The organism is Streptomyces sp. GLSS-08 (genome assembly GCF_056387915.1).
On the sequence record NZ_JBWJAQ010000004.1, the window covers coordinates 218,981 to 239,748 of the forward strand.

Sequence of the window (20,768 nt, forward strand, 5' to 3'; positions counted from 1 at the left end):
CGAGTTGTCCACGAGGGCTGTCTGCCCGGCCGGCGTGGACTCCTCGTCCGTCTGGAGGCCGACCGGCCCATGTGCCGTCCCGCTGGACGATCTCCGCCGCGAGGGGGGCTGTTCCACCGGTCGTGCGCGAGAGTGGTCTATACCCATCGGGGTCCGGATCGCGGGAACCCCGGCGAGGCTCGTGGAGCTTCATGGAAGGGAGCGCGTGTGAGACAGCACCACAGAACGTCCCGCCTGCTCGGTACGCTGCTGCTCGTGGCGGCCGCCGGTATCTCCGTCGCCGGCGCGGCTCCTGCCGCGACCGGCACCCCTGTCACTCCGCTCGGCCGGGTGGTCCCGGCTCCCGCCTCGGTCGAGGCGAAGGGATCGCCGTACCGCGTCACCGGCGACACCCGTATCCGGGTCGACGACTCGCGCGAGGCCCGCCGGATCGGCGAGTACCTCGCGGACGTGCTGCGGCCCTCCACCGGCTACCGGCTGCCGGTCACCTCGCGCGGCGGGGACGGCATCCGGCTCAGGCTCGGCTCCGCCCGCACACTGGGGGACGAGGGCTACCGCCTCGACAGCGGCAGGTCCGGCGTCACGATCACCGCCCGCAGGGCCGCCGGCCTCTTCCACGGCGTGCAGACCCTGCGCCAGCTCCTGCCGGCCGCGGTCGAGAAGAAGTCCGTGCAGCCCGGACCCTGGCTCGTCGCGGGCGGCACCATCAAGGACACCCCGCGCTACGGCTACCGCGGGGCGATGCTCGACGTCTCCCGGCACTTCTTCACGGTCGGCCAGGTCAAGCGCTACGTCGACGAGTTGGCGCTCTACAAGATCAACAAGCTGCATCTGCACCTCTCCGACGACCAGGGCTGGCGCATCGCCGTCGACTCCTGGCCCCGGCTGGCCGCGCACGGCGGCTCGACCCAGGTGGGCGGCGGACCCGGCGGGTACTACACCAAGGCCCAGTACCGGGAGATCGTCCGGTACGCGGCCTCGCGCCACCTCGAAGTCGTCCCGGAGATCGACCTGCCGGGTCACACCAACGCGGCGCTCGCCTCGTACGCCGAGCTGAACTGCGACGGCGTGGCGCCCCCGCTCTACACCGGCACCGAGGTCGGCTTCAGCTCGCTGTGCGTCGACAAGCCGGTGACGTACGACTTCGTGGACGACGTGATCCGTGAGCTGGCCGCGATCACACCCGGCCGCTACCTCCACATCGGCGGCGACGAGGCGCACTCCACCAGCCACGCCGACTACGTGGCCTTCATGGACCGGGTCCAGCCGGTCGTCGCCGCGTACGGCAAGACGGTGATCGGCTGGCACCAGCTCACCGGCGCCACCCCGGCGAAGGGCGCGCTGGCCCAGTACTGGGGGCTGGACGACACGAGCGCCGCCGAGAAGGCGCGGGTCGCGCAGGCCGCGCAGAACGGGACGGGGCTGATCCTGTCCCCGGCGGACCGGGTCTACCTCGACATGAAGTACACCGCGGACACGCCGCTCGGCCTGGACTGGGCGGGACTCGTCGAAGTGCGGCGGGCCTACGACTGGGATCCGGGCAGCTACCTGCCCGGCGTGCCGGCGTCGGCCGTCCGGGGTGTCGAGGCGCCGCTGTGGACCGAGACGATCCTGAACTCCGACCACGTCGAGTACATGGCGTTCCCGCGCCTGCCGGGTGTCGCCGAGCTCGGCTGGTCGCCCGCCTCGACGCACGACTGGGACACCTACAAGGTGCGGCTCGCCGCGCAGGGACCGCGCTGGGACGCGCTGGGGATCGACTACTACCGATCGCCCCAGGTGCCCTGGCCCGCCCCGTAGTCCGCCGGACGGGGGTGGGGCCCGGGAGGACCGTCTCCCGGGCCCCACCCGGCTTTCACCGGCCCGCGATCGGGTTCCTCAGGGTGCCGACGAGCTGGAGCGCGCCCGACGGGTCGGCGAGGTCCACCATCTGCCTGTTGTCGCGCAACTGGAGCCGGTTGAGGCAGGACAGCGCGAACTCCGGTGCGAACATGTCGTACTGCCGGAATCTGTCGGCGAGTTCGGGCGTCGCCTCCTGGTACTCCCGGACGCACTCGGCGACCGTCCGCCAGAAGGCGTCCTCGTCGAGAACGTCCTCCGCGGCGAGGTTCGCCGCGAGGAAGCGGAAGAAGCAGTCGAAGACGTCCGTGAAGATCGACAACAGCTTCGTGTCCTCGGGGACCTCCACCCGGATCCGCTCGACCGCCGGTGGCAGTACCGCGTCCGGGTCCATGACCGCGATCTCCTCGGCGATGTCCTTGTAGATCGCGCGCCGTACGGCTCCGTCGGCGAGGACCAGGATGACGTTCTCGCCGTGCGGCATGTAGACGAGGTCGTACGCGTAGAAGCTGTGCAGCAGCGGCGTGAGGTAGGCCCGCAGATAGCCGCGCAGCCACTCCACGGGCGTGAGCCCGGACCGTTCGATCAGCGCGGCGGCGAAGGACGCGCCCTCGTGGTCGACGTGGAGGAGCGAGGCCATCGTCGCCAGCGACTCACCCTCCCGGAGCGAGGTCACCGGGCTCTCGCGCCACAGCGCGGCGAGCATCTTGCGGTACGGGGAGTAGCGGTCGGTGGCGGCCTCGTACTCCAGGTGCCGGTAGCCGACCGCGGCCCGCTCGCGGATGATCGACAGGCCCGTGGACTTCAGCACCGGGTCGTTCTCCACGAGCTGGGCGAGCCAGTCGTTGATGGCCGGGGTCGCCTCCATGTAGGCCGCGGAGAGCCCGCGCATGAAGCCCATGTTGAGCACCGACAGCGCGGTCTTCACGTAGTGCTTCTCCGGGGCGCTCCTGTTGAAGAACGTCCGGATCGACTGCTGGGCCAGGTACTCGTCGTCACCCTCGCCGAGGCAGACGAGGTGGCGCCGGGCGACCTCGGCCGCGAAGGTCACGGACAGTTTGTTCCACCACTGCCAGGGGTGGACCGGGATGAAGAGGTAGTCGGCCGGGTCGAGGCCCTCGGCGGTGAGTACCGCGTGGAAGCGCCCGGCCGTCGCCTCGCCCAGTTCGGCCCGCACGAAGGACTCGTACTCGACGCCGGCGCCCGCGGTGAAGGCGGCCCGCGAGCGGTGTGCGGCCAGCCACACCAGCCGCACCGGGCTCGCGGTCTCCGGCGCGTACGAGAGGTACTCCTGCACCCCGAAGCCGAGGCGCCCGTTGTTGGCGACGAAGCAGGGGTGGCCCTCGGTCATCCCGGTCTCGATGGCCTGGAAGCCGCTTCGCGCCAGTTCGGCGGAGCGGATCTGCGGCTTGGTGAGCTTGAAACAGGTGCTGGAGAGGGTGGAGGAGATCTCCTCCAGGTAGACCGGCAGGACCTCGTCGCTCAGCCCCAGCGACGACTTCAGCTCGATGAGGAAGTCGAGTGCGGCGAGCGGGAGTTCGGTGCCGTCGCGGTGGCGGGTGAGGGAGGCGGCGTCCACCTGCCAGTGGTCGAGCGAGCGGCGCCGGGCGGTGAAGCCGTAGCGGGTGAGGCCGTCGTCGCTGTGGACGGTGTAGCGGTCCCCGCCCGCCGGTTCCGGCGTGATCAGCCGCTCGTGGGCGAACTCGGCGAGCGCCTTGCGGATCAGCAGGCGGTTGGCCTCGGCCCAGCGCTCGGGCGAGAGGTGGGCCACCGCGTCGGACAGGGTCATGTCGTCACTCCTCGGCCGGCGGCGAGGACCGCCGGCTCACGGGCCGTCAGGTACTGCTCGCGGGTGCAGAAGCTCAGCAGGGCCTTCTTCTCCGGCTTGTCGATCTCTCGCTCGGGGACGAAGCCGACGGCCGCGTTCAGCGCGTGCACGGCCGTGTTGGACACGTCGGGCTCGACCACGACCCGCCGGGTGCGCGGGTCGGCGAACAGCTCGTCCATCACCGCGGTGATCACCGAGCGCGTGAATCCGTGCACGGGCGTGTCCGTCGGCGGCACCAGGAAGTGCATGCCGACGTCACCCGGCTCCGGCTCGTACAGGCCGACCAGCTCCACGTACCGCGGGTCGTAGCGCTCCATCAGGAACGCCGGCTCGCCGTCACGCAGTCCGAGGAACGCGTCGTGGTGCTCGTGCGCGGCGATCGCCATGTACTCGCGCTCCACGTCCTGGAGTGCGGCGTCCTGCATCATCCAGAAGGCCGCCTTGGGATGCGTGACCCAGCGATGCAGCAGTTCCGCGTCCTTGAGGGGGTCGAGCGGACGGAAGGTGAAGGGGGTGCTCATACGGCGAACTCCTGGAACGCGATGGTCTTCTCGACCGGGTAGTACTCGGTGCCGAGCAGCTCCCTGATGATGTACGCGTTGCGGTACGCGCCCATGCCGAGGTCGGGGCTCGTGATGCTGTGGGTGTGCACACCGGCGTTCTGCAGGAAGACCCCGCCGCCGGTGACGTCGATGGCGTAGTTGCGGGCCACGTCGAAGTTGTTCCGGGAGTCGTAGCGCAGGCGGTCGCGGACCGGCTTGAGGAACTCCGGCTCGGCGTACTTGTAGCCGGTGGCCAGGATCAGGCCCTCGCTGGTCAGCTCGTAGTCCCTCTGCTGCTCCTCCTGGCGCAGTCCCAGCGTGTACGTGCCGTCCTCATAACTCGCTGTCCGCAAGGAGGAGTTGGTGAGCAGCCGGGTGGGGACCGGGCCGCCGACCCTCTTCTGGTAGAGCAGGTCGAATATCGCGTCGATCAGCTCGCCGTCGATGCCCTTGAACAGGCCCTTCTGCTCCGACTGGAGGCGGTAGCGGGTCGGCTCGGGCAGCGCGTGGAAGTAGTCGATGTACTCCGGGGAGGTCATCTCCAGGGTCAGCTTGGTGTATTCGAGCGGGAAGAAGCGCGGTGAGCGCGTCACCCAGTTCAGCCGGTAGCCGTGGACGTCGATCTCGCTCAGCAGGTCGTAGTAGATCTCGGCAGCGGACTGCCCGCTGCCGACGAGGGTGATCGACTCCTTCTGCTGCAGCTTCTGCTTGTGCTGCACGTAGCGGGAGTTGTGGAGGAGGTCGCCGCCTAGGCCGGCGCAGGCCTCGGGGATGTACGGGGGAGTCCCGGTGCCGAGGACCAGGCGGCGGGCGCGGAACGTCTCTTCGCCCTCCGTGCGGACGACGTACAACTCGGCGCCCTCGTCCCAGGTGACCTCCGCGACCGTGGTGCCGAAGCGGATGCTGCTCAGCTTCGAGGCGGCCCAGCGGCAGTAGTCGTCGTACTCGACCCGCAGCGGGTAGAAGTTCTCGCGGATGTAGAACGAGTACAGCCGGCCCGCTTCCTTCAGGTAGTTGAGGAAGGAGTACGGGGACGTCGGGTCGGCGAGGGTGACCAGGTCCGACATGAACGGGGTCTGGAGGTGCGCGCCCTCCAGGAACATCCCGGAGTGCCACTCGAAGTCCGGCTTGGACTCCAGGAACACCCCGTCCAGTTCGGCGATCGGTTCCGTGAGGCAGGCGAGGCCGAGATTGAAGGGGCCGAGGCCGATCCCCACGAAGTCGTGCACACGGGCGGATTCAGCAAGCGCGGTCAAGGGACTCTCCCAGGTACTGCTCGGCGTGGCCGGCGATCAGACCGAGTACGGCGGCGATGTCGTCGGCCGTGGTCTCGGGGTTGAGCAACGTGAACTTCAGGTAGTGGCGGCCGCCGACCTTGGTGCCCGCGACCACGGCGTCGCCGGAGGCGAACAGCGCCTTGCGGGCGTACAGGTTGGCGCGGTCGATCTCGGCCGGGTCGGTGACGGCCGCCGGGATGTAGCGGAAGACGAGGGTGGAGAGGGAGGGCCGCACGACCACGTCGAAGCGCGGGTCGGCGGCGAGGAGTTCCCAGCCGTCGGCGGCCAGGTCGCAGACCTCGTCGAAGAGCTGCCCGATCCCGTCGGCGCCCATCACGCGCAGTGTCATCCACAGCTTGAGGGCGTCGAAGCGGCGGGTGGTCTGCAGGGACTTGTCGACCTGGTTGGGGATGCGCTCCAGCACCATGCGGCGGGGGTTGAGGTACTCGGCGTGGTAGGTGGCGTGCCGCAGCGTGGCCGCGTCGCGGACCAGCACCGCGGACGAACTCACCGGCTGGAAGAAGGACTTGTGGTAGTCGACGGTGACGGAGTCGGCGCGCTCGATGCCGGTGAGCCGGTCCCGGTTCTTCAGGGAGGTGAGCAGCCCGCAGCCGTAGGCCGCGTCCACGTGCATCCAGGCGCCGTACTGGGCGCACAGCTCGGCGATCTCGGGCAGCGGGTCGATGGAGCCGAAGTCGGTGCTGCCCGCGGTGGCGACGACCGCCATGGGGATCAGGCCCTCGCGCTCGCAGCGGTCCAGCTCGTGGGCGAGGGCGACCGTCTGCATCCGCTTGTCGTGGTCGACCGGGACGGAGACGACGCTGTCGGCGCCGAGGCCCAGGAGTTTGGCCGACTTCCTGACACTGAAGTGGCTGACCTCGGAGGCGAAGATGCGCAGGGCGCCGAGGTCGTCTCCCTTGGCCTCCTCGCGGGCCAGCAGCAGCGCCTGGAGGTTGGACTGCGTGCCGCCGCTGGTGAACACGCCGTCCGCGGCCGGTCCGAGGCCGATGCGCTCGGCGGTCCAGTCGACGAGCCTGCGTTCGATGAGGGTGCCGCCGGCCGACTGGTCCCAGGTGTCCAGCGAGGAGTTGACGGCGGACAGGACCGCCTCGCCGAGCAACGCCGGTATCACCACCGGGCAGTTGAGGTGCGCGAGGTAACGGGGGTGGTGGAAGTAGACCGCGTCCCGGAGGTAGACCTCCTCCAGTTCGTCGAGCACCGCGGTGGTGTCGTGCAGCGGGCGGTCCAGGTCGATCCGCTCGATCCGGGGAGCGAGGGCGTCGACCGTGGTGCCGGTGAACGGACGGTCGGTGGTGGCGAGTTTGGCGGCCACCCGCTCGACTCCTTCAATCACGGAGCGGCGATACCGGTCCGTGGTCGTGTCATTGAGCAGGTGCGAGCGCATGTGGGGGTCCTCCGTGCGGGAGAGTCCGAGCGGGACGGGAGCGGAGCGGGACAAGAAGAGGGGCGAGGTCGCGCGTTCAACTTAGGTTAGCCTAACCTAAGTCGATCGTGCGACCCCGCCCGACCTGCGCTTTCAGTGACGTAGGCCTCGGTCCGCCCCGGACGTCACTCCTGCTCGCGCAGCTGTTCCTCGGTCAGTCCGTGCCGCCAGTAGCCCACGAACGTGACCCGCCTGCGATCGATCCCGCGCTCCTGCACCAGATGGCGGCGCAGCTCCCTCACCCGGCCGGACTCGCCCGCGATCCACGCGTACGGAGCGCGCGCGGCGGGAAGTTCAGCGTCCCGGATGGCGTCGAGGGCGGCGGGGGACCCGTCGTGGCGCACCAGCCAGGTGATCTCGGCGTCCGCCGCGGTCGCCACGTCCTGGATGTCCCCGGCGTGGGGGACGTCCAGCCAGACGCGGGCGCGCATGCCCGCCGGCAGCGTTTCCAGGACGGCCGAGACGGCGGGTACGGCCGTCTCGTCGCCCCACATGACCACCAGGTCGGTGTCCTCCGGCGGCCGGAAGCGGATCGCCCGGTTGTCCTCGGTCGCCGGACCGAGCAGCAGGACGCGGTCACCGGCCGCGGCGCCCGCCGCCCACCGCGAGGCGGGACCCGCGGGGGTGTCGGCCCCCGGTGCCACGCCGTGCAGCGCGAAGTCGATGTCGATCTCGGTGGTACGGCCCAGGGCGTCGCGGCGCAGCCCCCGCAGCGTGTACGACCGCATCACCGCCCGTACGTCGTCGGGGAGTTCGCGCCAGCCCTGCCACCAGTTGTCACCGAGCTCGACCGGAACGGCGGGCTCGGACTGGCCCGGATGCGGCAGGAAGAGCGACAGGCTCTGGTCGCGGCCGTCGGAGAGGAAGGAGTGCAGGTCAGGGCCCGTGAAGGTGACCCGGAGCAGGGACGGGCCGAGCCGCCTCGTCCGTGCGACCTGGAGGGAGAAGAAGCGGAACGGGGCGGCCACGGCCGTTGTCATGGGTGCTCCTGAGTTGTCGTCAGGGGGCGGTCGCCGTCCGGGGGCGGACGCTGCCCGGCCGCCCGGTGCGGATCAGCTGACTTTCTTGGCCTTCTCGATGGCCGCCGCGAGGTCTTCGAGGATCGGGGCGCACTTGTCGTACGAGAAGATCGGCTCGGTGACGCGGGGGATGACCTGGCCCGCCTTGACGGCCGGGAGCTTCTTCCAGGTCGCCTCGGTGATGTCGGCCGGCTGGATGGTCGCGGAGCGGTTGTCCATCATGATGATGTCCGCGTCGTACTTGTCGACGTTCTCCCAGCTGAGGTTCTCGAACCAGCCGCCGCTGGCCTTCAGGGTCTTGGCCGGGGGCTCGACGAGGTTCACGCCGAGCGCCTTGAAGTACTCCAGGTCCACGGAGAGGTTGGAGCCGGAGACGTAGAAGATGTCCTGGCTCGCGGAGCCGATCAGGACCTTGATGTCCGGGTTGGCCCTGGCCGCCGAGCGCAGCTTGGCGGCCGCGTCCTCGAAGCGCTTCTTCGCCTTGGTGACCTTGGCGGACTTCACGTCGGCGCCGAGCGACCCGGCGAGCTCCAGCATCCGCTCCAGGGGCCCGGTCATCTGGCGGTCGTAGACGGAGATGCCGACGCTCGGGGCGCCGACCTTGAGGATCGTGGCCTTGGACTCCGCGGGGACGTACCAGAGGGTGCCCGCGTCGTCGAACATCGTGGAGATGAGGACGTCGGGCGCGAGGGCCGCGTACTTCTCGATGTTGAACTGGCCGTACTCGTTGCCGAGGATCGTCAGCTTGCTGATGTCCATGTCGCCGGCCTGGACATCCTTGCCGTGCTTGGTCTTGGTCGGGCCGAAGACGCCCTTCACCTCGACGCCGTAGTCGTACAGCGCGGCGGCGACGCCGGTGAACGCGACGATGTTCGCCGGGGTCCTGTCGGCCTTGGCCCTCTGGCCGCGGTCGTCCTTGAAGGACCAGGGACCGGACTTCCGTGCCGTCGACGAGCTGCCCGAACCACCGCTTTTCGCTTCGTCGTCGCCGCACGCGGCGAGCGCGGCGCCCAGACCGAGGGCACCGCCCGCGGCGAGGATGCCGCGGCGGGAGAGGAGGTTGGCACGGGGCTTGGGCATGGGTGTGGCTGCTTTCGGCACGGGGCGGAGCGCCCGCCGGACAAGTTCGAAGGTAGGTTAGCCTAACCTCACAACTTGTCCAGGGGGCGGGGTGTTCCGCGACCGCGGGCACCGGCGGACGCAACCGGCGGACCGCACGCGGGGTGCGATCCGCCGTCTCCGGCCCGCCGGTGCGGGGTCAGCCCGCGAGGCCCAGTTCCCGGGCGATCAGCATCCGCTGCACCTCGCTCGTGCCCTCACCGATCTCCAGGATCTTGGAGTCGCGCCACATCCGGGCGACCGGATACTCGTTCATGAAGCCGTACCCGCCGTGGATCTGCGTGGCGTCGCGCGCGTTGTCGACGGCGACCGTGGACGAGTAGAGCTTGGCGAGCGCGGCCTCCTTCTTGAAGGGCTCGCCGCTGACCAGCCGGGACGCCGCGTCGCGCCAGGCGAGGCGGGCCGTGTGCGCCTTCATCTCCATGTCGGCGATCTTGAACTGGATCGCCTGGTACGCCCCGATGTTCCGCCCGAACGCGTGCCGCTCCTTGGCGTACTTCACCGACTCGTCCACGCAGCCCTGGGCGAGCCCCGTCCCGAGGGCCGAGATCGCGATCCGGCCCTCGTCGAGGATCCGCAGGAACTGCGCGTAACCGCGGCCCACTTCGCCGAGCAGGTTCGCGCGGGGGACCCGGACGTCGGCGAAGGACAGCTCGCGGGTGTCGGAGGCGTTCCAGCCGACCTTCGAGTACGGGGCGGCCACCGTGAAGCCGGGGGTGCCGGACGGCACGATGATCGAGGAGATGCGCGGGCGGCCGTCCGCCTTGCGCCCGGTGACGGCCGTGACCGTCACCAACCCCGTGATGTCCGTGCCGGAGTTGGTGATGAAGCACTTGGTGCCGTTGATCACCCATTCGTCGGTGTCCTCGTCGAGCCGGGCCGTCGTCCGCGTCGCGCCCGCGTCGGAGCCGCCGTCGGGCTCGGTCAGGCCGAACGCGCCCAGGATCTCCCCGGAGCACAGCCGCGGGAGCCACTCGGCCTTCTGCTCGGGCGTGCCGAAGAGGTGGAGGGGCATCGCGCCCAGCGAGACGCCGGCCTCCAGCGTGATGGCCACCGAGGAGTCCACGCGGGCCAGTTCCTCCAGGGCGATGCCGAGGGCCAGGTAGTCGCCGCCCATGCCGCCGTACTCCTCCGGGAACGGCAGGCCGAACAGCCCCATGCGGCCCATCTCCCGCACGATCTCGTACGGGAACTCGTGCCGCTCGTAGAAGTCACCGATCTTCGGCGCGACGACATCGTGCGCGAACTCCTCGACGGTGCGCCGGAGTTCTTCGAGTTCGGGGGAGAGGCGGTGGTCCATGGGGTCACTGCTCCTTGTGGGAGAGGGCTCTGACGGTGCGGGAGGGGCTGGGTCGGCCCAGTTGTCCGGCCATCCACACGCTCGTGGCGGTGAGGCGGCCGAGGTCGACACCGGTCTCGACGCCGAGGCCCTGGAGCATCCACACCAGGTCCTCGGTGGCGAGATTGCCGGTGGCGGACTTGGCGTACGGGCAGCCGCCGAGGCCGCCCGCGGAGGCGTCGACCGTCGTGACGCCGTGCTGGAGGGCGGCCAGGGTGTTGGCGAGCGCCTGGCCGTAGGTGTCGTGGAAGTGCACGCCGAGCGCGCTCACCGGGACGCCCGCCCCGTCGAGCGCGGCGAGCAGCGCCAGCACGTGCCCCGGCGTCGCCACGCCGATGGTGTCCCCGAGGCTCAGCTCGTCGCAGCCCAGGTCGAGCAGGGCACGGCAGACGCGCACGACCTGCGGGACGGGCACGGGCCCCTCCCAGGGGTCGCCGAAGCACATGGACAGGTAGCCGCGGACGTGGAGCTGCTCGGCGCGCGCCCGCTCGACCACCGGTGCGAACATGGCGAGCGCCTCGTCGACCGTGCGGTTGAGGTTGGCGCGGGCGAAGGACTCGGTGGCACTGGCGAAGACGGCGACGTGACGGGCGCCGAGGGCCAGGGCGCGGTCGAGTCCCCGCGCGTTCGGCACCAGCACGGGCAGGGCGACGGGCAGGTCGCGGACGAGCGGGAACAGCTGCTCGGCGTCCGCGAGTTGGGGTACCCACTTCGGGTGCACGAAGCTGGTCGCCTCGATGGTGGTGAGGCCCGCTCCGGCGAGCCGCCGGACGAACTCGGCCTTGACCTCGGTGGGGACGCTCGCCTTCTCGTTCTGCAGTCCGTCGCGCGCGCCGACCTCGTGGATCCGCACCCGCGCGGGCAGACCCCGCGCAGGTACGGCCATGGGCAGGCCGGGTGGGGGTGCGGTCATGACGTCTCCTCCGGTGCCGGGGCGGCGGCGCCCACCGGGGAAGCCTGCGCCGGGGCGGTGCCCCGGGGCGTACCGGCCGGGGCCGCGTCCGCCCGGGGTGTCTGTTCCGGGGCCGCGTCCGCCATGGGCGTCGGTGCCGGGGCCGTGTCCGCCGCGGGTGCCGGTGCCGGGGCCCCGCTCGACGCGGGTGTCTGGGGCGGGGCCGTGTCCGCCGGGGTGACGACCGCGAGGACCTGGTCCATGGCGACGGTCGAACCCGGCGTGACGTCCAGTTCGCTGACGGTGCCCGCGTGCGGCGCTGAGACGACGTGCTCCATCTTCATCGCCTCGACCACCAACAGGCTCTGTCCGGCGCTCACCTCGTCTCCGACGGCGACCTTCACGACCGTCACCGTGCCCGGCATGGGGGCGGTGAGCGAGTCGGCGCCCGCGTGGCCGGCTCCGGTGAGGGAGGCGGCCACGGGGTCGTGGTCGCGCACCTGCCAGGCGTCGCCGTCGCGGCCGATCCAGTCGCCGGCGCGGTGGAAGGTGTGGCGGACGCCGTCCAGGGTCACGGAGACCCGGTCGGCGGTGACCGAACGGCTGCCGCGCGGGCGGTGGGTGACCGGTTCGAGGCTCGGCACCCGCAGGGGGAAGGCGAGCGGGGCGGGCTCGCCGCCCAGCCGCCATCCGGTGGGCACCGAGAACGGGTCGGTCCAGCCGGCGCGCCCGGGCGCGAGGGCGTCGAGACGGATCGCCGCCGCGGCCTCGTACACCTCCTCCGGCACGCCGTCCGGAATCAGGGACTCCGCCTCCCGCTCGACCAGACCCGTGTCCAGCTCGCCCGACACGACGGCGGGGTGGGCCAGCAGCCGCCGCAGGAACCCGGCGTTCGTCTGCACGCCGAGCGTGACCGTCCCGGCGAGGGCGGCCCGCAGCCTGCGCAGCGCCGTGGCCCGGTCGGGGCCGTACGCGATGACCTTGGACAGCATCGGGTCGTACAGGCTGCCGACCTCCGTGCCCTCGGAGAGGCCCGAGTCGGTGCGCACGCCGTCGCCCCGGGGCTCGCGCAGGGACAGCACCGTGCCGCCCGAGGGCAGGAAGCCGCGGGCCGGGTCCTCGGCGCAGATCCGTGCCTCGACCGCGTGCCCGGTGAGGGAGATGTCCTGCTGCCCGTACGGCAGCGGCTCGCCCGCCGCGACGCGCAGCTGCCACTCGACCAGGTCGAGGCCGGTGACCAGCTCGGTCACCGGGTGCTCCACCTGGAGGCGGGTGTTCATCTCCATGAAGTAGTACGAGGACGGGTCGCCGCCGGGGACGATGAACTCGACCGTGCCCGCGCCGCGGTAGCCGCAGGACCGGGCCGCCTGGACGGCCGCCTCGCCCATCGAGGCGCGGGTGTCCTCGTCCAGGAGCACGCTCGGCGCCTCCTCGATGATCTTCTGGTGGCGGCGCTGGAGGGAGCACTCGCGCTCGCCCAGGTGCACCACGTGGCCGTGGCCGTCCGCGAGGACCTGGATCTCGATGTGCCGGGGGCGGTCGATCCAGCGCTCGACGAGGAGGGTGTCGTCGCCGAAGGAGGCGCGGGCCTCGCGGCGGGCGGCGGCGATCTCGTCGGCGAGCAGGGCCTCCTCGCGCACCAGCCGCATGCCCTTGCCGCCGCCGCCCGCGGACGGCTTCAGCAGGACGGGCATGCCGATCTCACGTGCCGCGTCGGCGAGTTGGGCGTCGGTGAGCCCGCTGCCCGAGGAGCCGGGGACGACCGGGACCCCCGCCGCCTGCACGGTCTCCTTCGCGCGGATCTTGTCGCCCATGAGGTCGATGGCGGAGGCGGGCGGGCCGATGAAGACCAGCCCGGCGTCCGCGCAGGCCTGGGCGAACGCGGCGTTCTCGGCGAGGAAGCCGTACCCGGGGTGGACGGCCTGCGCCCCCGTCCGCGCGGCCGCCGCCAGCAGCCGGGCGGCGGACAGATAGCTCTCGGCGGCCGGCGCCGGACCGATCCGGATGGCCGTGTCCGCCTCCCGGACGTGCCGGGCGTCCGCGTCGGCGTCGGAGAAGACGGCCACCGAGCGCACGCCCAGGGCCCGCAGCGTACGGATGACCCGGACGGCGATCTCGCCGCGGTTGGCCACAAGTACCGTGTCGAACATCGTCAGGGGTCCCCTCACATCCGGAAGACGCCGAAGCCGGGATCACCCAGCGGGGCGTTGGCACACGCGGTCAGGGCGAGGCCCAGTACCTGGCGGGTCTCCATCGGGTCGATCACGCCGTCGTCCCAGAGCCTGGCCGTCGCGTAGTAGGCGTTCCCCTGCTGCTCGTACTGGGCGCGGATCGGGTCCTTGAAGGCCTCTTCCTCCTCCACGGGCCAGGACTCGCCGCGGGCCTCCGCCTGGTCGCGCTTGACGGTGGCGAGGACGGAGGCGGCCTGCTCGCCGCCCATCACGGAGATCTTGGCGTTCGGCCACATCCACAGGAAGCGGGGGGAGTACGCCCGGCCGCACATCGAGTAGTTGCCCGCGCCGTACGAGCCGCCGATGACCACGGTCAGCTTCGGCACGCGCGTGCAGGCGACCGCCGTGACCATCTTGGCGCCGTGCTTGGCGATGCCCCCGGCCTCGTACTGGCGGCCGACCATGAACCCGGAGATGTTCTGCAGGAACAGCAGCGGGATGCCGCGCTGGTCGCACAGCTCGATGAAGTGGGCCCCCTTCTGCGCGGACTCGGAGAAGAGGATGCCGTTGTTGGCGACGATGCCGACCGGGTGCCCGTGGATCCGGGCGAAGCCGGTCACCAGGGTCTGCCCGAACTCCGCCTTGAACTCGGCGAAGCGCGAGCCGTCGACCACGCGCGCGATGACCTCGCGCACGTCGTACGGAGTGCGGGAGTCCACCGGCACCGCGCCGTACAGCCCGGCCGGGTCCGCCTTGGGCTCCACGGCCGGCTCGACCGTCCAGGGCAGATCCCCGCGCGCGGGGAGCGTCGCGGCGATGGTCCTGACGATCCGCAGCGCGTGCGCGTCGTCCTCCGCGAGGTGGTCGGTCACGCCGGAGACGCGGGAGTGGACCTCGCCGCCGCCCAGCTCCTCCGCGGTGACCACCTCGCCGGTGGCCGCCTTCACCAGGGGCGGACCGCCGAGGAAGATCGTGCCCTGACCGCGCACGATCACGGCCTCGTCGCTCATCGCGGGGACGTACGCGCCGCCCGCCGTGCAGGAGCCGAGGACCGCGGCGATCTGCGGGATGCCGGCACCCGACATCCGCGCCTGGTTGTAGAAGATCCGCCCGAAGTGCTCGCGGTCGGGGAAGACCTCGTCCTGCATGGGCAGGAACGCGCCGCCCGAGTCGACCAGGTAGATGCACGGGAGGCGGTTCTCCAGGGCCACCTCCTGGGCGCGCAGGTGCTTCTTCACGGTCATCGGGTAGTACGTGCCGCCCTTGACCGTGGCGTCGTTGGCGACGACCACGCACTCGCGGCCGCTCACCCGCCCGATCCCGGCGATCACGCCCGCCGCCGGTGCCGCGCCGCCGTACATCCCCTCGGCCGCGAGCGGCGCCAGCTCCAGGAAGGGCGAGCCCGGGTCCAGAAGGGCGTCCACCCGGTCGCGGGGCAGCAGCTTGCCGCGCGCGGTGTGCCGGTCCCTGGCCCGCTCACCACCGCCGAGCCGGGCCGCGGCAAGCCTTCGCCGCAGCTCCTCGCCCAGCGCGTGGTGCGCCGCCTCATTGGCCCGCCAGGCCTCCGACGCGGGATCGGCCGCGCTCGTCAGCTCCGGTGCCTCGTGCATCCTGCGGTCCCCTCACCTTGTTAATGAGCGTTAACGCATTTCCTCCAGGTTAACGAGCGCTAACCTCCCTGTCTAGAATTGTTCTCATGGCCACCAGAACCGACGCCCCCACCCGTCGCGAGCAGATCCTCAGGGAGGCCGCCCGGCTGTTCGCCGAGCGCGGCTTCCACGGCGTCGGAGTGGACGAGATAGGGGCCGCGGTCGGTATCAGCGGTCCCGGTCTGTACCGGCACTTCGCGGGCAAGGACGCGATGCTCGCCGAGCTGCTGGTGGGGATCAGCGGCCAGCTGCTCACCGGCGGCAGGCGCCGGGTCGCCGAGGCCCGGGGCGGCTCGGAGGCGGTCCTCGACTCGCTGATCGAGGGGCACATCGACTTCGCGCTCGACGACCGCCCTTTGATCACCCTGCACGACCGTGAGCTGGACCGCCTCCGGGACAGCGACCGCAAGCTCGTGCGCCAGCTCCAGCGGCAGTACGTCGAGCTGTGGGTGGAGGTCGTCCGCGAGGTCTACCCGGACCTGGCCGAGCCCGCGGCGCGCTCGGCCGTGCACTCGGTCTTCGGGCTCCTGAACTCCACGCCCCACCTGGGCCGCCCCGGCGCCCTGCCGGGCCGCGGGGTCACCGCCGAGCTGCTGCACCGGATGGCGCGGGGCGCCTTCGGGGCGGCCGGAGCGGCCCCCGGGGCGTGACGAGCGTCATGGGGCGGCCGGTCTGGACGACCGTCGTGACCGCCGGGTACCGTGATATCTGAGCAAGCGCTTAGATATTCCAGACGGAGGTGGCGGCGGTGCGCCGTACGGTGTTCAACGAGGATCACGAGGCGTTCCGGGAGACCCTCCGGGCCTTCATCGAGGCCGAGGTCGTACCCGTCTACGACGAGTGGTTCGCCGCGGGCCAGGCACCGCGCGACTTCTACTACAAGCTCGCCGAGCTGGGCATCTTCGGTATCCGCGTCGACGAGGAGTACGGCGGCGCCGGCATCGACTCGTACAAGTTCGAAGCCGTCATGTACGAGGAGACCTCCCGCGCCGGCGTGCAGTTCGGCGGCTCCGGCGTGCACGTGCTGCTCGGCCTGCCGTACCTCAAGACGCTCGCCACCGACGAGCAGAAGAAGCGCTTCCTGCCGAAGTTCGTCTCCGGCGAGGAGATGTGGGCCCTCGCGATGACCGAGCCGGGCACCGGCTCCGACCTCGCGGGCATGAAGACCACCGCCAAGCTCTCCGAGGACGGCTCGCACTACGTCCTCAACGGCTCCAAGACGTTCATCACCGGCGGCGTGCACGCCGACCGGGTGATCGTCTGCGCCCGCACCGACGCGCCGAGCGCCGAGGACCGCCGCCACGGCATCTCCCTCTTCGCCGTGGACACCAAGTCCGAGGGCTACTCCATCGGCCGCAAGCTCGACAAGCTGGGCCTGAAGACCTCCGACACCGCCGAGCTGGCCTTCGTCGACGTGAAGGTCCCCGTCGAGGACCTCCTCGGCGAGGAGAACAAGGGCTTCTCCTACCTCGGCCACAACCTCGCGTCCGAGCGCTGGGGCATCGCCTTCGGCGCCTACGCGCAGGCCGCAGCGGCCGTCCGGTTCGCCAAGCAGTACGTCCAGGAGCGCACCGTCTTCGGCAAGCCCGTCGCCTCCTTCCAGAACACCAAGTTCGAGCTGGCCGCCTGCCAGGCCGAGGTGGACGCCGCGCAGGCCGTCGCCGACCGTGCCCTGGAGGCCCTCGACGCGGGTGAGCTGACCCCGGCCGAGGCCGCGTCCGCGAAGCTGTTCTGCACCGAGGTCGCGCACCGCGTCATCGACCGCTGCCTCCAGCTGCACGGCGGCTACGGCTTCATGAACGAGTACCCGATCGCCCGCCTGTACGCCGACAACCGCGTCAACCGCATCTACGGCGGCACCAGCGAGATCATGAAGACGATCATCGCCAAGGACATGGGTCTGTAAGGCACGCGAAAAAAGTTCACGGTACAACTGACCTCATGAGTCAGGCACTTGAGTCCCTGCTCGATCTGCTCGACCTCGAGCGGATCGAGCAGGACATCTTCCGCGGCCAGTCACGGTCCGCCGTCGTCCCGCGCGTCTTCGGCGGACAGGTGGCGGCGCAGGCACTGGTCGCCGCCGGCCGCACGGTCCCCGGGGACCGGATCGCCCACTCCCTGCACGCGTACTTCCTGCGCGCCGGGGACCCGGGGGCGCCGATCGTCTACACCGTCGACCGGATCCGCGACGGGCGCTCCTTCACCACCCGCCGCGTCGTCGCCGTCCAGCACGGGCAGCCGATCTTCCATCTCTCCGCGTCCTTCCAGACGTATGAGGAGGGCATGGAGCACCAGGCCCCCATGCCGGCGGCCCCGGACCCCGAGACACTGCCCACCGCGGCCGAGATGCTCCCGCGCTACGCCGACGTCTTCACCGAACCCGGGGTGGCGGAGCGTCTCCTCGAGGCACGCGAGGCCGTCGACCTGCGCTACGTCGACGCCCCGCCCTTCGGCAGCGTCGGCGAGGCCCGGGAGCCCCGCTCCCAGGTGTGGTTCCGCACCAACGGCAAGCTCGGCGGCGCCATCGACGAACCCCTCCTGCACGTCTGCCTCGCCACGTACGTCTCCGACATGACGCTCCTGGACTCGGTGCTGCTCCCGCACGGGCGCGGCGGCTGGGCGATCGGGGACGTCGTCGGGGCCTCCCTGGACCACGCGATGTGGTTCCACCGGCCGTTCCGCGCCGACGAATGGCTCCTGTACGACCAGGAGTCCCCGTCCGCGTCCGGCGGCCGCGGGCTCGGGCAGGCCAGGATCTACACCCAGGACGGCCGGCTGGCCATCTCGGTGATCCAGGAGGGCGTGGTCCGCGTTCCGCGGTGAGACCGGGCCCCAGGGGCGCGGCGCGGGAACAGTGACCGGGCGGCGCGGAGCACGGTCGCTGTGACCGGCCGCGTGTACCGGGACCCGGCGCCAGGAGGCGCCGGGCGCTCCCGGCCGGTTGCTACGCCAGGCCCGCCGCGTTCAGCAGGTACGCCGTCATCGGGTCGTAGTGGCGCGGGCTGGTGACGTGGTCGTCGAGGGGGATCGTCACCTGGACCGTGCCCTCGGCCTCGGCCAGGAAGAGGGCGGGGTCGTTGCAGTCGGCGTAGCCCATGGAGTCGATGCCGGACTGGCCCGCGCAGCCCGCCCAGCCGTGGTCGGCGACGACCAGGTCGGGCAGCGGGCGGCCGTCGCGCTCAAGACCGTTCAGGATGGCGCGCATGGGCTCACCCGAGTGGGTGTGCCAGAGCGAGGCCCCGTGCTCCAGGACCGCCACGTCCGCGAACTGGAAGACGTACCCCTCGTCCGTCTGGAGTCCCGCCGGGATGACGACGATCTCGCAGCCCGCGGCGCGCAGGGCGTCCGCGGTCGCGCGGTGCACGTCGAGCAGGCCGCCGGGGTGACCGGTGGCGAAGAGGACCCGCTGCCTGCCCGCGGCGGCCTTGCGCAGCCGGGCCGCCATCCGGTCCAGGGCGTCGACGGTCAGCTCGGGGTCGATGGTGTCCTGGCCGTAGCGGTACTCCGGGTCGTCGTTCACGCCGCACCGCTCCGCCATCACCGCGAGCACGTCCTGCTCGTCGTTCCAGCGGTCGCCGAGTTCGAGGCCGAGCCAGTAGTTGCGGTCGCCGTTCGCGAGCTTGCGGTAGTGGGAGAGGTTGTTCTCGCGGGGCGTGGCGACATCGCCCGCGATACGGGTCCGTACGAGGTGGTCGACGAGCTCGGCGCGGCTGGGGGTCCCGGGTATCGGCATGCCTCCCATTGTGCCGGGGGGTCACGTCCGGGGCGCCGGTGTCCCGGACGCTGGGACGTGCGTCACTAGCCGCGCTACCCCCGGTGACCTCCCCCGTCACCCCTCCCGCAGCGCGAACCACAGCTCCATCCGTACGTCGGGGTCGTCGAGGTCCGCCGCCAGCAGGGCCGCGCACCGCGTGACGCGCTGGCGCACGGTGTTGCGGTGCACGGACAGCGCGACCGCCGTGCGGTCCCAGCTCCCGTGCAGGGAGAGCCAGGTGCGCAGGGTCTCGGTCAGGGCGGGGTTCGCCGTGATGGGGGCGAGCAGGGTCCGTGCGTGCGCCTCGGCGTCGGAGGCGGGCACGAGGTCCGCGAGCGCCGCGCGCTCCCCGTGACGCACCAGCGCCGCGCGGGTGGCACGGGCGCGGGCCAGGGCGCGGGCGGCCTGGGTGTCCGCGGCGGCCCACCCGTCCGGGGCGGCGGGAGCACTGACCCCGCAGGTCCAGCCGGGCTGCGGGGCCGGTTCCCGGCCGGCCGGGACGAGGACGCGTACGACGTCGTCGCCCACGTCGACGAGCGTGGAACCGAGCGCGGCGCCCAGCGCGGAGGCCGCGACGGCGTCCGGCGCTGGAGCGTCCCCGGCGGGCCGGGCGTGCACCACGAGGAGGCGCTCGGCGCCGAGCAGCGGCGCCACCTCCCCGGGATTCGCCCCGAGCAGCAGCCGGACCAGGGCCGCCGAGCGGGCCGCCCCGGTCCCGCTCTGGTGCTCCCCGGTGAGGAGCGACAACAAGACGGCGGCCACGGAGACGATGGTGTGGTCACCGGGGGCGCGCCGGGCCCCGGCGACCCCGAGGACGAAGCCCTGGCCCGCCCCGAGGGCGTAGGCGGCCAGGTGGACGCCGCCCACGGTGTCGGCGGCGGACGAGGGCCCCGGTGGGCCCGCGCCCCCCGCTCGCCCGGTCGGCCGCACCATCCCCGCCAGCTCCCGCAGCGCCCGCACGACCGTGCCCCCGGGATCCGCCGCCGCCCCGGGTACGGAGCCCGCCGGAAGGGGGCCGGGTCCCGCCGGGTCCTGTGCGGACCCCGCCGGGCGGGCCCCGGGTGCCGCTGTGCCGGATGCCGGGGCCTGTGCTCCGGGTGCCGGGTCGGCCGCGCCGGGCGCCGCTGTGCGCGGGGCGGACCGCGCGGTCGTGTCCGGTGCCGGGGTCTGCGGGACGCGTCCCGCGGTGGCCAGCTCCCGGCCCTCGGGGCCGTACAGGGCCGCCCAGCCGTCGGTGTGCCGGGCGAGCCGGCGCAGCACGGCCGGGACCGGGTCGGGCCGGGCGGCGGCCGCGGCGAGACTCTGCTGGGCCTCCGTGACCCGGCGCAGCTCCGCCAGACGGGCCTGGGCCATCAGCTGCCAGACCGCGCGGGCCACGCCCGAGAACGTGGTCTGCGGCGGCACCTCCAGCAGGGGCAGCGCATGCGTCTCGCAGGCGGCGACCAGGGCCCGCGGGACCGTGTCGTGCACCGGCGCGAGACCGAAGCCGAGCGCCGCCCCGCCCGCGGCGACGATCCGTGACACGTAGCCGTCGAAGTACGCGCCGGACTCCGCGTCGTCAGGGACGTGCACCCCCGCGGTCAGCAGCAGCTCGCCGCCCAGCAGATACGGGTACGGGTCGGCCATCTCCGAGGTGTGCGCCCAGTGGATCGCCGTACCGGGGTCGGCGGGGCCCGCGATCTGGCGCAGGCCCAGGTCGTCCCGGGCCAGCAGCGCGCCCAGCGGCACCGGCGGGGTCGGCGGGACGGGCGGGGCGGACGGGTCCGGCACGGTGGACGTTCCCTCCATCCGGAGCGGTTCGAGTGGATGAAACGTACACTTCGCAGTCGCTCTCCGGCCACCTAGGGTCAAAGCCGTCGGCAGCCGCGGGCACCGGCGGGAGGTCCCCGCGAGCC

16 protein-coding genes are annotated in these 20,768 nt (G+C 72.0%); 4 read left to right on the forward strand and 12 right to left on the reverse strand.

Going from position 1 to position 20,768, the window contains the following annotated elements; all coding sequences use genetic code 11:
• Positions 1 to 207: 207 nt before the first annotated feature.
• Positions 208 to 1,800, forward strand: a complete 1,593-nt coding sequence (locus tag AC0ZLC_RS09075) for a beta-N-acetylhexosaminidase (protein WP_476751373.1) — start codon at positions 208 to 210, stop codon at positions 1,798 to 1,800.
• A 55-nt stretch (positions 1,801 to 1,855) separates the two neighbouring features.
• Here the strand turns inward: AC0ZLC_RS09075 and AC0ZLC_RS09080 are convergent, their stop codons facing one another.
• The 10 genes from AC0ZLC_RS09080 to AC0ZLC_RS09125 all read right to left on the reverse strand — a co-directional run bounded on the left by AC0ZLC_RS09080 (position 1,856) and on the right by AC0ZLC_RS09125 (position 15,080).
• Positions 1,856 to 3,628 carry an IucA/IucC family protein gene (locus AC0ZLC_RS09080; RefSeq protein ID WP_476751374.1) on the reverse strand — a complete coding sequence of 591 codons (1,773 nt, stop codon included), beginning with the start codon at positions 3,626 to 3,628 and terminating at the stop codon, positions 1,856 to 1,858.
• Positions 3,625 to 4,188 carry a GNAT family N-acetyltransferase gene (locus AC0ZLC_RS09085; RefSeq protein WP_476751375.1) on the reverse strand — a complete coding sequence of 188 codons (564 nt, stop codon included), beginning with the start codon at positions 4,186 to 4,188 and terminating at the stop codon, positions 3,625 to 3,627. The genes AC0ZLC_RS09080 and AC0ZLC_RS09085 overlap by 4 nt, the downstream gene beginning before the upstream one ends.
• Positions 4,185 to 5,465, reverse strand: coding sequence for a lysine N(6)-hydroxylase/L-ornithine N(5)-oxygenase family protein (locus AC0ZLC_RS09090; RefSeq protein ID WP_476751376.1), 1,281 nt, complete (start codon positions 5,463 to 5,465; stop codon positions 4,185 to 4,187). Before AC0ZLC_RS09090 ends, AC0ZLC_RS09085 begins: the two co-directional genes overlap by 4 nt.
• Entirely contained in the window at positions 5,449 to 6,891 is a 1,443-nt protein-coding gene (gene desA, locus AC0ZLC_RS09095; protein WP_476751377.1) for a lysine decarboxylase DesA, read from the reverse strand. Before desA ends, AC0ZLC_RS09090 begins: the two co-directional genes overlap by 17 nt.
• A 164-nt stretch (positions 6,892 to 7,055) precedes the next feature.
• A complete protein-coding gene (locus tag AC0ZLC_RS09100; protein WP_476751378.1) occupies positions 7,056 to 7,910 on the reverse strand; it encodes a siderophore-interacting protein in 855 nt (284 codons plus the stop codon).
• A gap of 72 nt (positions 7,911 to 7,982) precedes the next feature.
• Positions 7,983 to 9,029, reverse strand: coding sequence for an ABC transporter substrate-binding protein (locus AC0ZLC_RS09105; RefSeq protein ID WP_476751379.1), 1,047 nt, complete (start codon positions 9,027 to 9,029; stop codon positions 7,983 to 7,985).
• A 178-nt stretch (positions 9,030 to 9,207) separates the two neighbouring features.
• The gene (locus AC0ZLC_RS09110; RefSeq protein WP_476751380.1) at positions 9,208 to 10,368 is read right to left on the reverse strand and encodes an acyl-CoA dehydrogenase family protein; all 1,161 of its coding nucleotides are present in this window, start codon (positions 10,366 to 10,368) and stop codon (positions 9,208 to 9,210) included.
• A gap of 4 nt (positions 10,369 to 10,372) precedes the next feature.
• Complete coding sequence (locus AC0ZLC_RS09115; protein WP_476751381.1) at positions 10,373 to 11,320, reverse strand: hydroxymethylglutaryl-CoA lyase; 948 nt, start codon at positions 11,318 to 11,320, stop codon at positions 10,373 to 10,375.
• Positions 11,317 to 13,449, reverse strand: a complete 2,133-nt coding sequence (locus AC0ZLC_RS09120; RefSeq protein WP_476751382.1) for an acetyl/propionyl/methylcrotonyl-CoA carboxylase subunit alpha — start codon at positions 13,447 to 13,449, stop codon at positions 11,317 to 11,319. The genes AC0ZLC_RS09115 and AC0ZLC_RS09120 overlap by 4 nt, the downstream gene beginning before the upstream one ends.
• 14 nt (positions 13,450 to 13,463) lie before the next feature.
• Positions 13,464 to 15,080, reverse strand: coding sequence for a carboxyl transferase domain-containing protein (locus AC0ZLC_RS09125; protein ID WP_476751383.1), 1,617 nt, complete (start codon positions 15,078 to 15,080; stop codon positions 13,464 to 13,466).
• A gap of 86 nt (positions 15,081 to 15,166) precedes the next feature.
• Here AC0ZLC_RS09125 and AC0ZLC_RS09130 point away from each other — a divergent pair, with 86 nt between their 5' ends.
• From AC0ZLC_RS09130 to AC0ZLC_RS09140, 3 genes are all read left to right on the forward strand, one after another.
• Entirely contained in the window at positions 15,167 to 15,769 is a 603-nt protein-coding gene (locus AC0ZLC_RS09130; protein ID WP_476751384.1) for an SACE_7040 family transcriptional regulator, read from the forward strand.
• A gap of 98 nt (positions 15,770 to 15,867) precedes the next feature.
• Positions 15,868 to 17,025 carry an acyl-CoA dehydrogenase family protein gene (locus AC0ZLC_RS09135; RefSeq protein ID WP_476751385.1) on the forward strand — a complete coding sequence of 386 codons (1,158 nt, stop codon included), beginning with the start codon at positions 15,868 to 15,870 and terminating at the stop codon, positions 17,023 to 17,025.
• Positions 17,026 to 17,060: 35 nt separating this feature from the next.
• Complete coding sequence (locus AC0ZLC_RS09140) at positions 17,061 to 17,942, forward strand: acyl-CoA thioesterase (protein ID WP_476751386.1); 882 nt, start codon at positions 17,061 to 17,063, stop codon at positions 17,940 to 17,942.
• 121 nt (positions 17,943 to 18,063) lie between these two features.
• Here AC0ZLC_RS09140 and AC0ZLC_RS09145 read toward each other — a convergent pair whose 3' ends face one another.
• Together AC0ZLC_RS09145 and AC0ZLC_RS09150 are read right to left on the reverse strand one after the other, a co-directional pair.
• The gene (locus AC0ZLC_RS09145; RefSeq protein WP_476751387.1) at positions 18,064 to 18,852 is read right to left on the reverse strand and encodes a phosphatase; all 789 of its coding nucleotides are present in this window, start codon (positions 18,850 to 18,852) and stop codon (positions 18,064 to 18,066) included.
• Positions 18,853 to 18,948: 96 nt separating this feature from the next.
• Positions 18,949 to 20,661 (reverse strand): PucR family transcriptional regulator, encoded by a 1,713-nt coding sequence (locus AC0ZLC_RS09150; protein WP_476751388.1) that lies wholly within the window; start codon positions 20,659 to 20,661, stop codon positions 18,949 to 18,951.
• Positions 20,662 to 20,768: the final 107 nt, after the last annotated feature.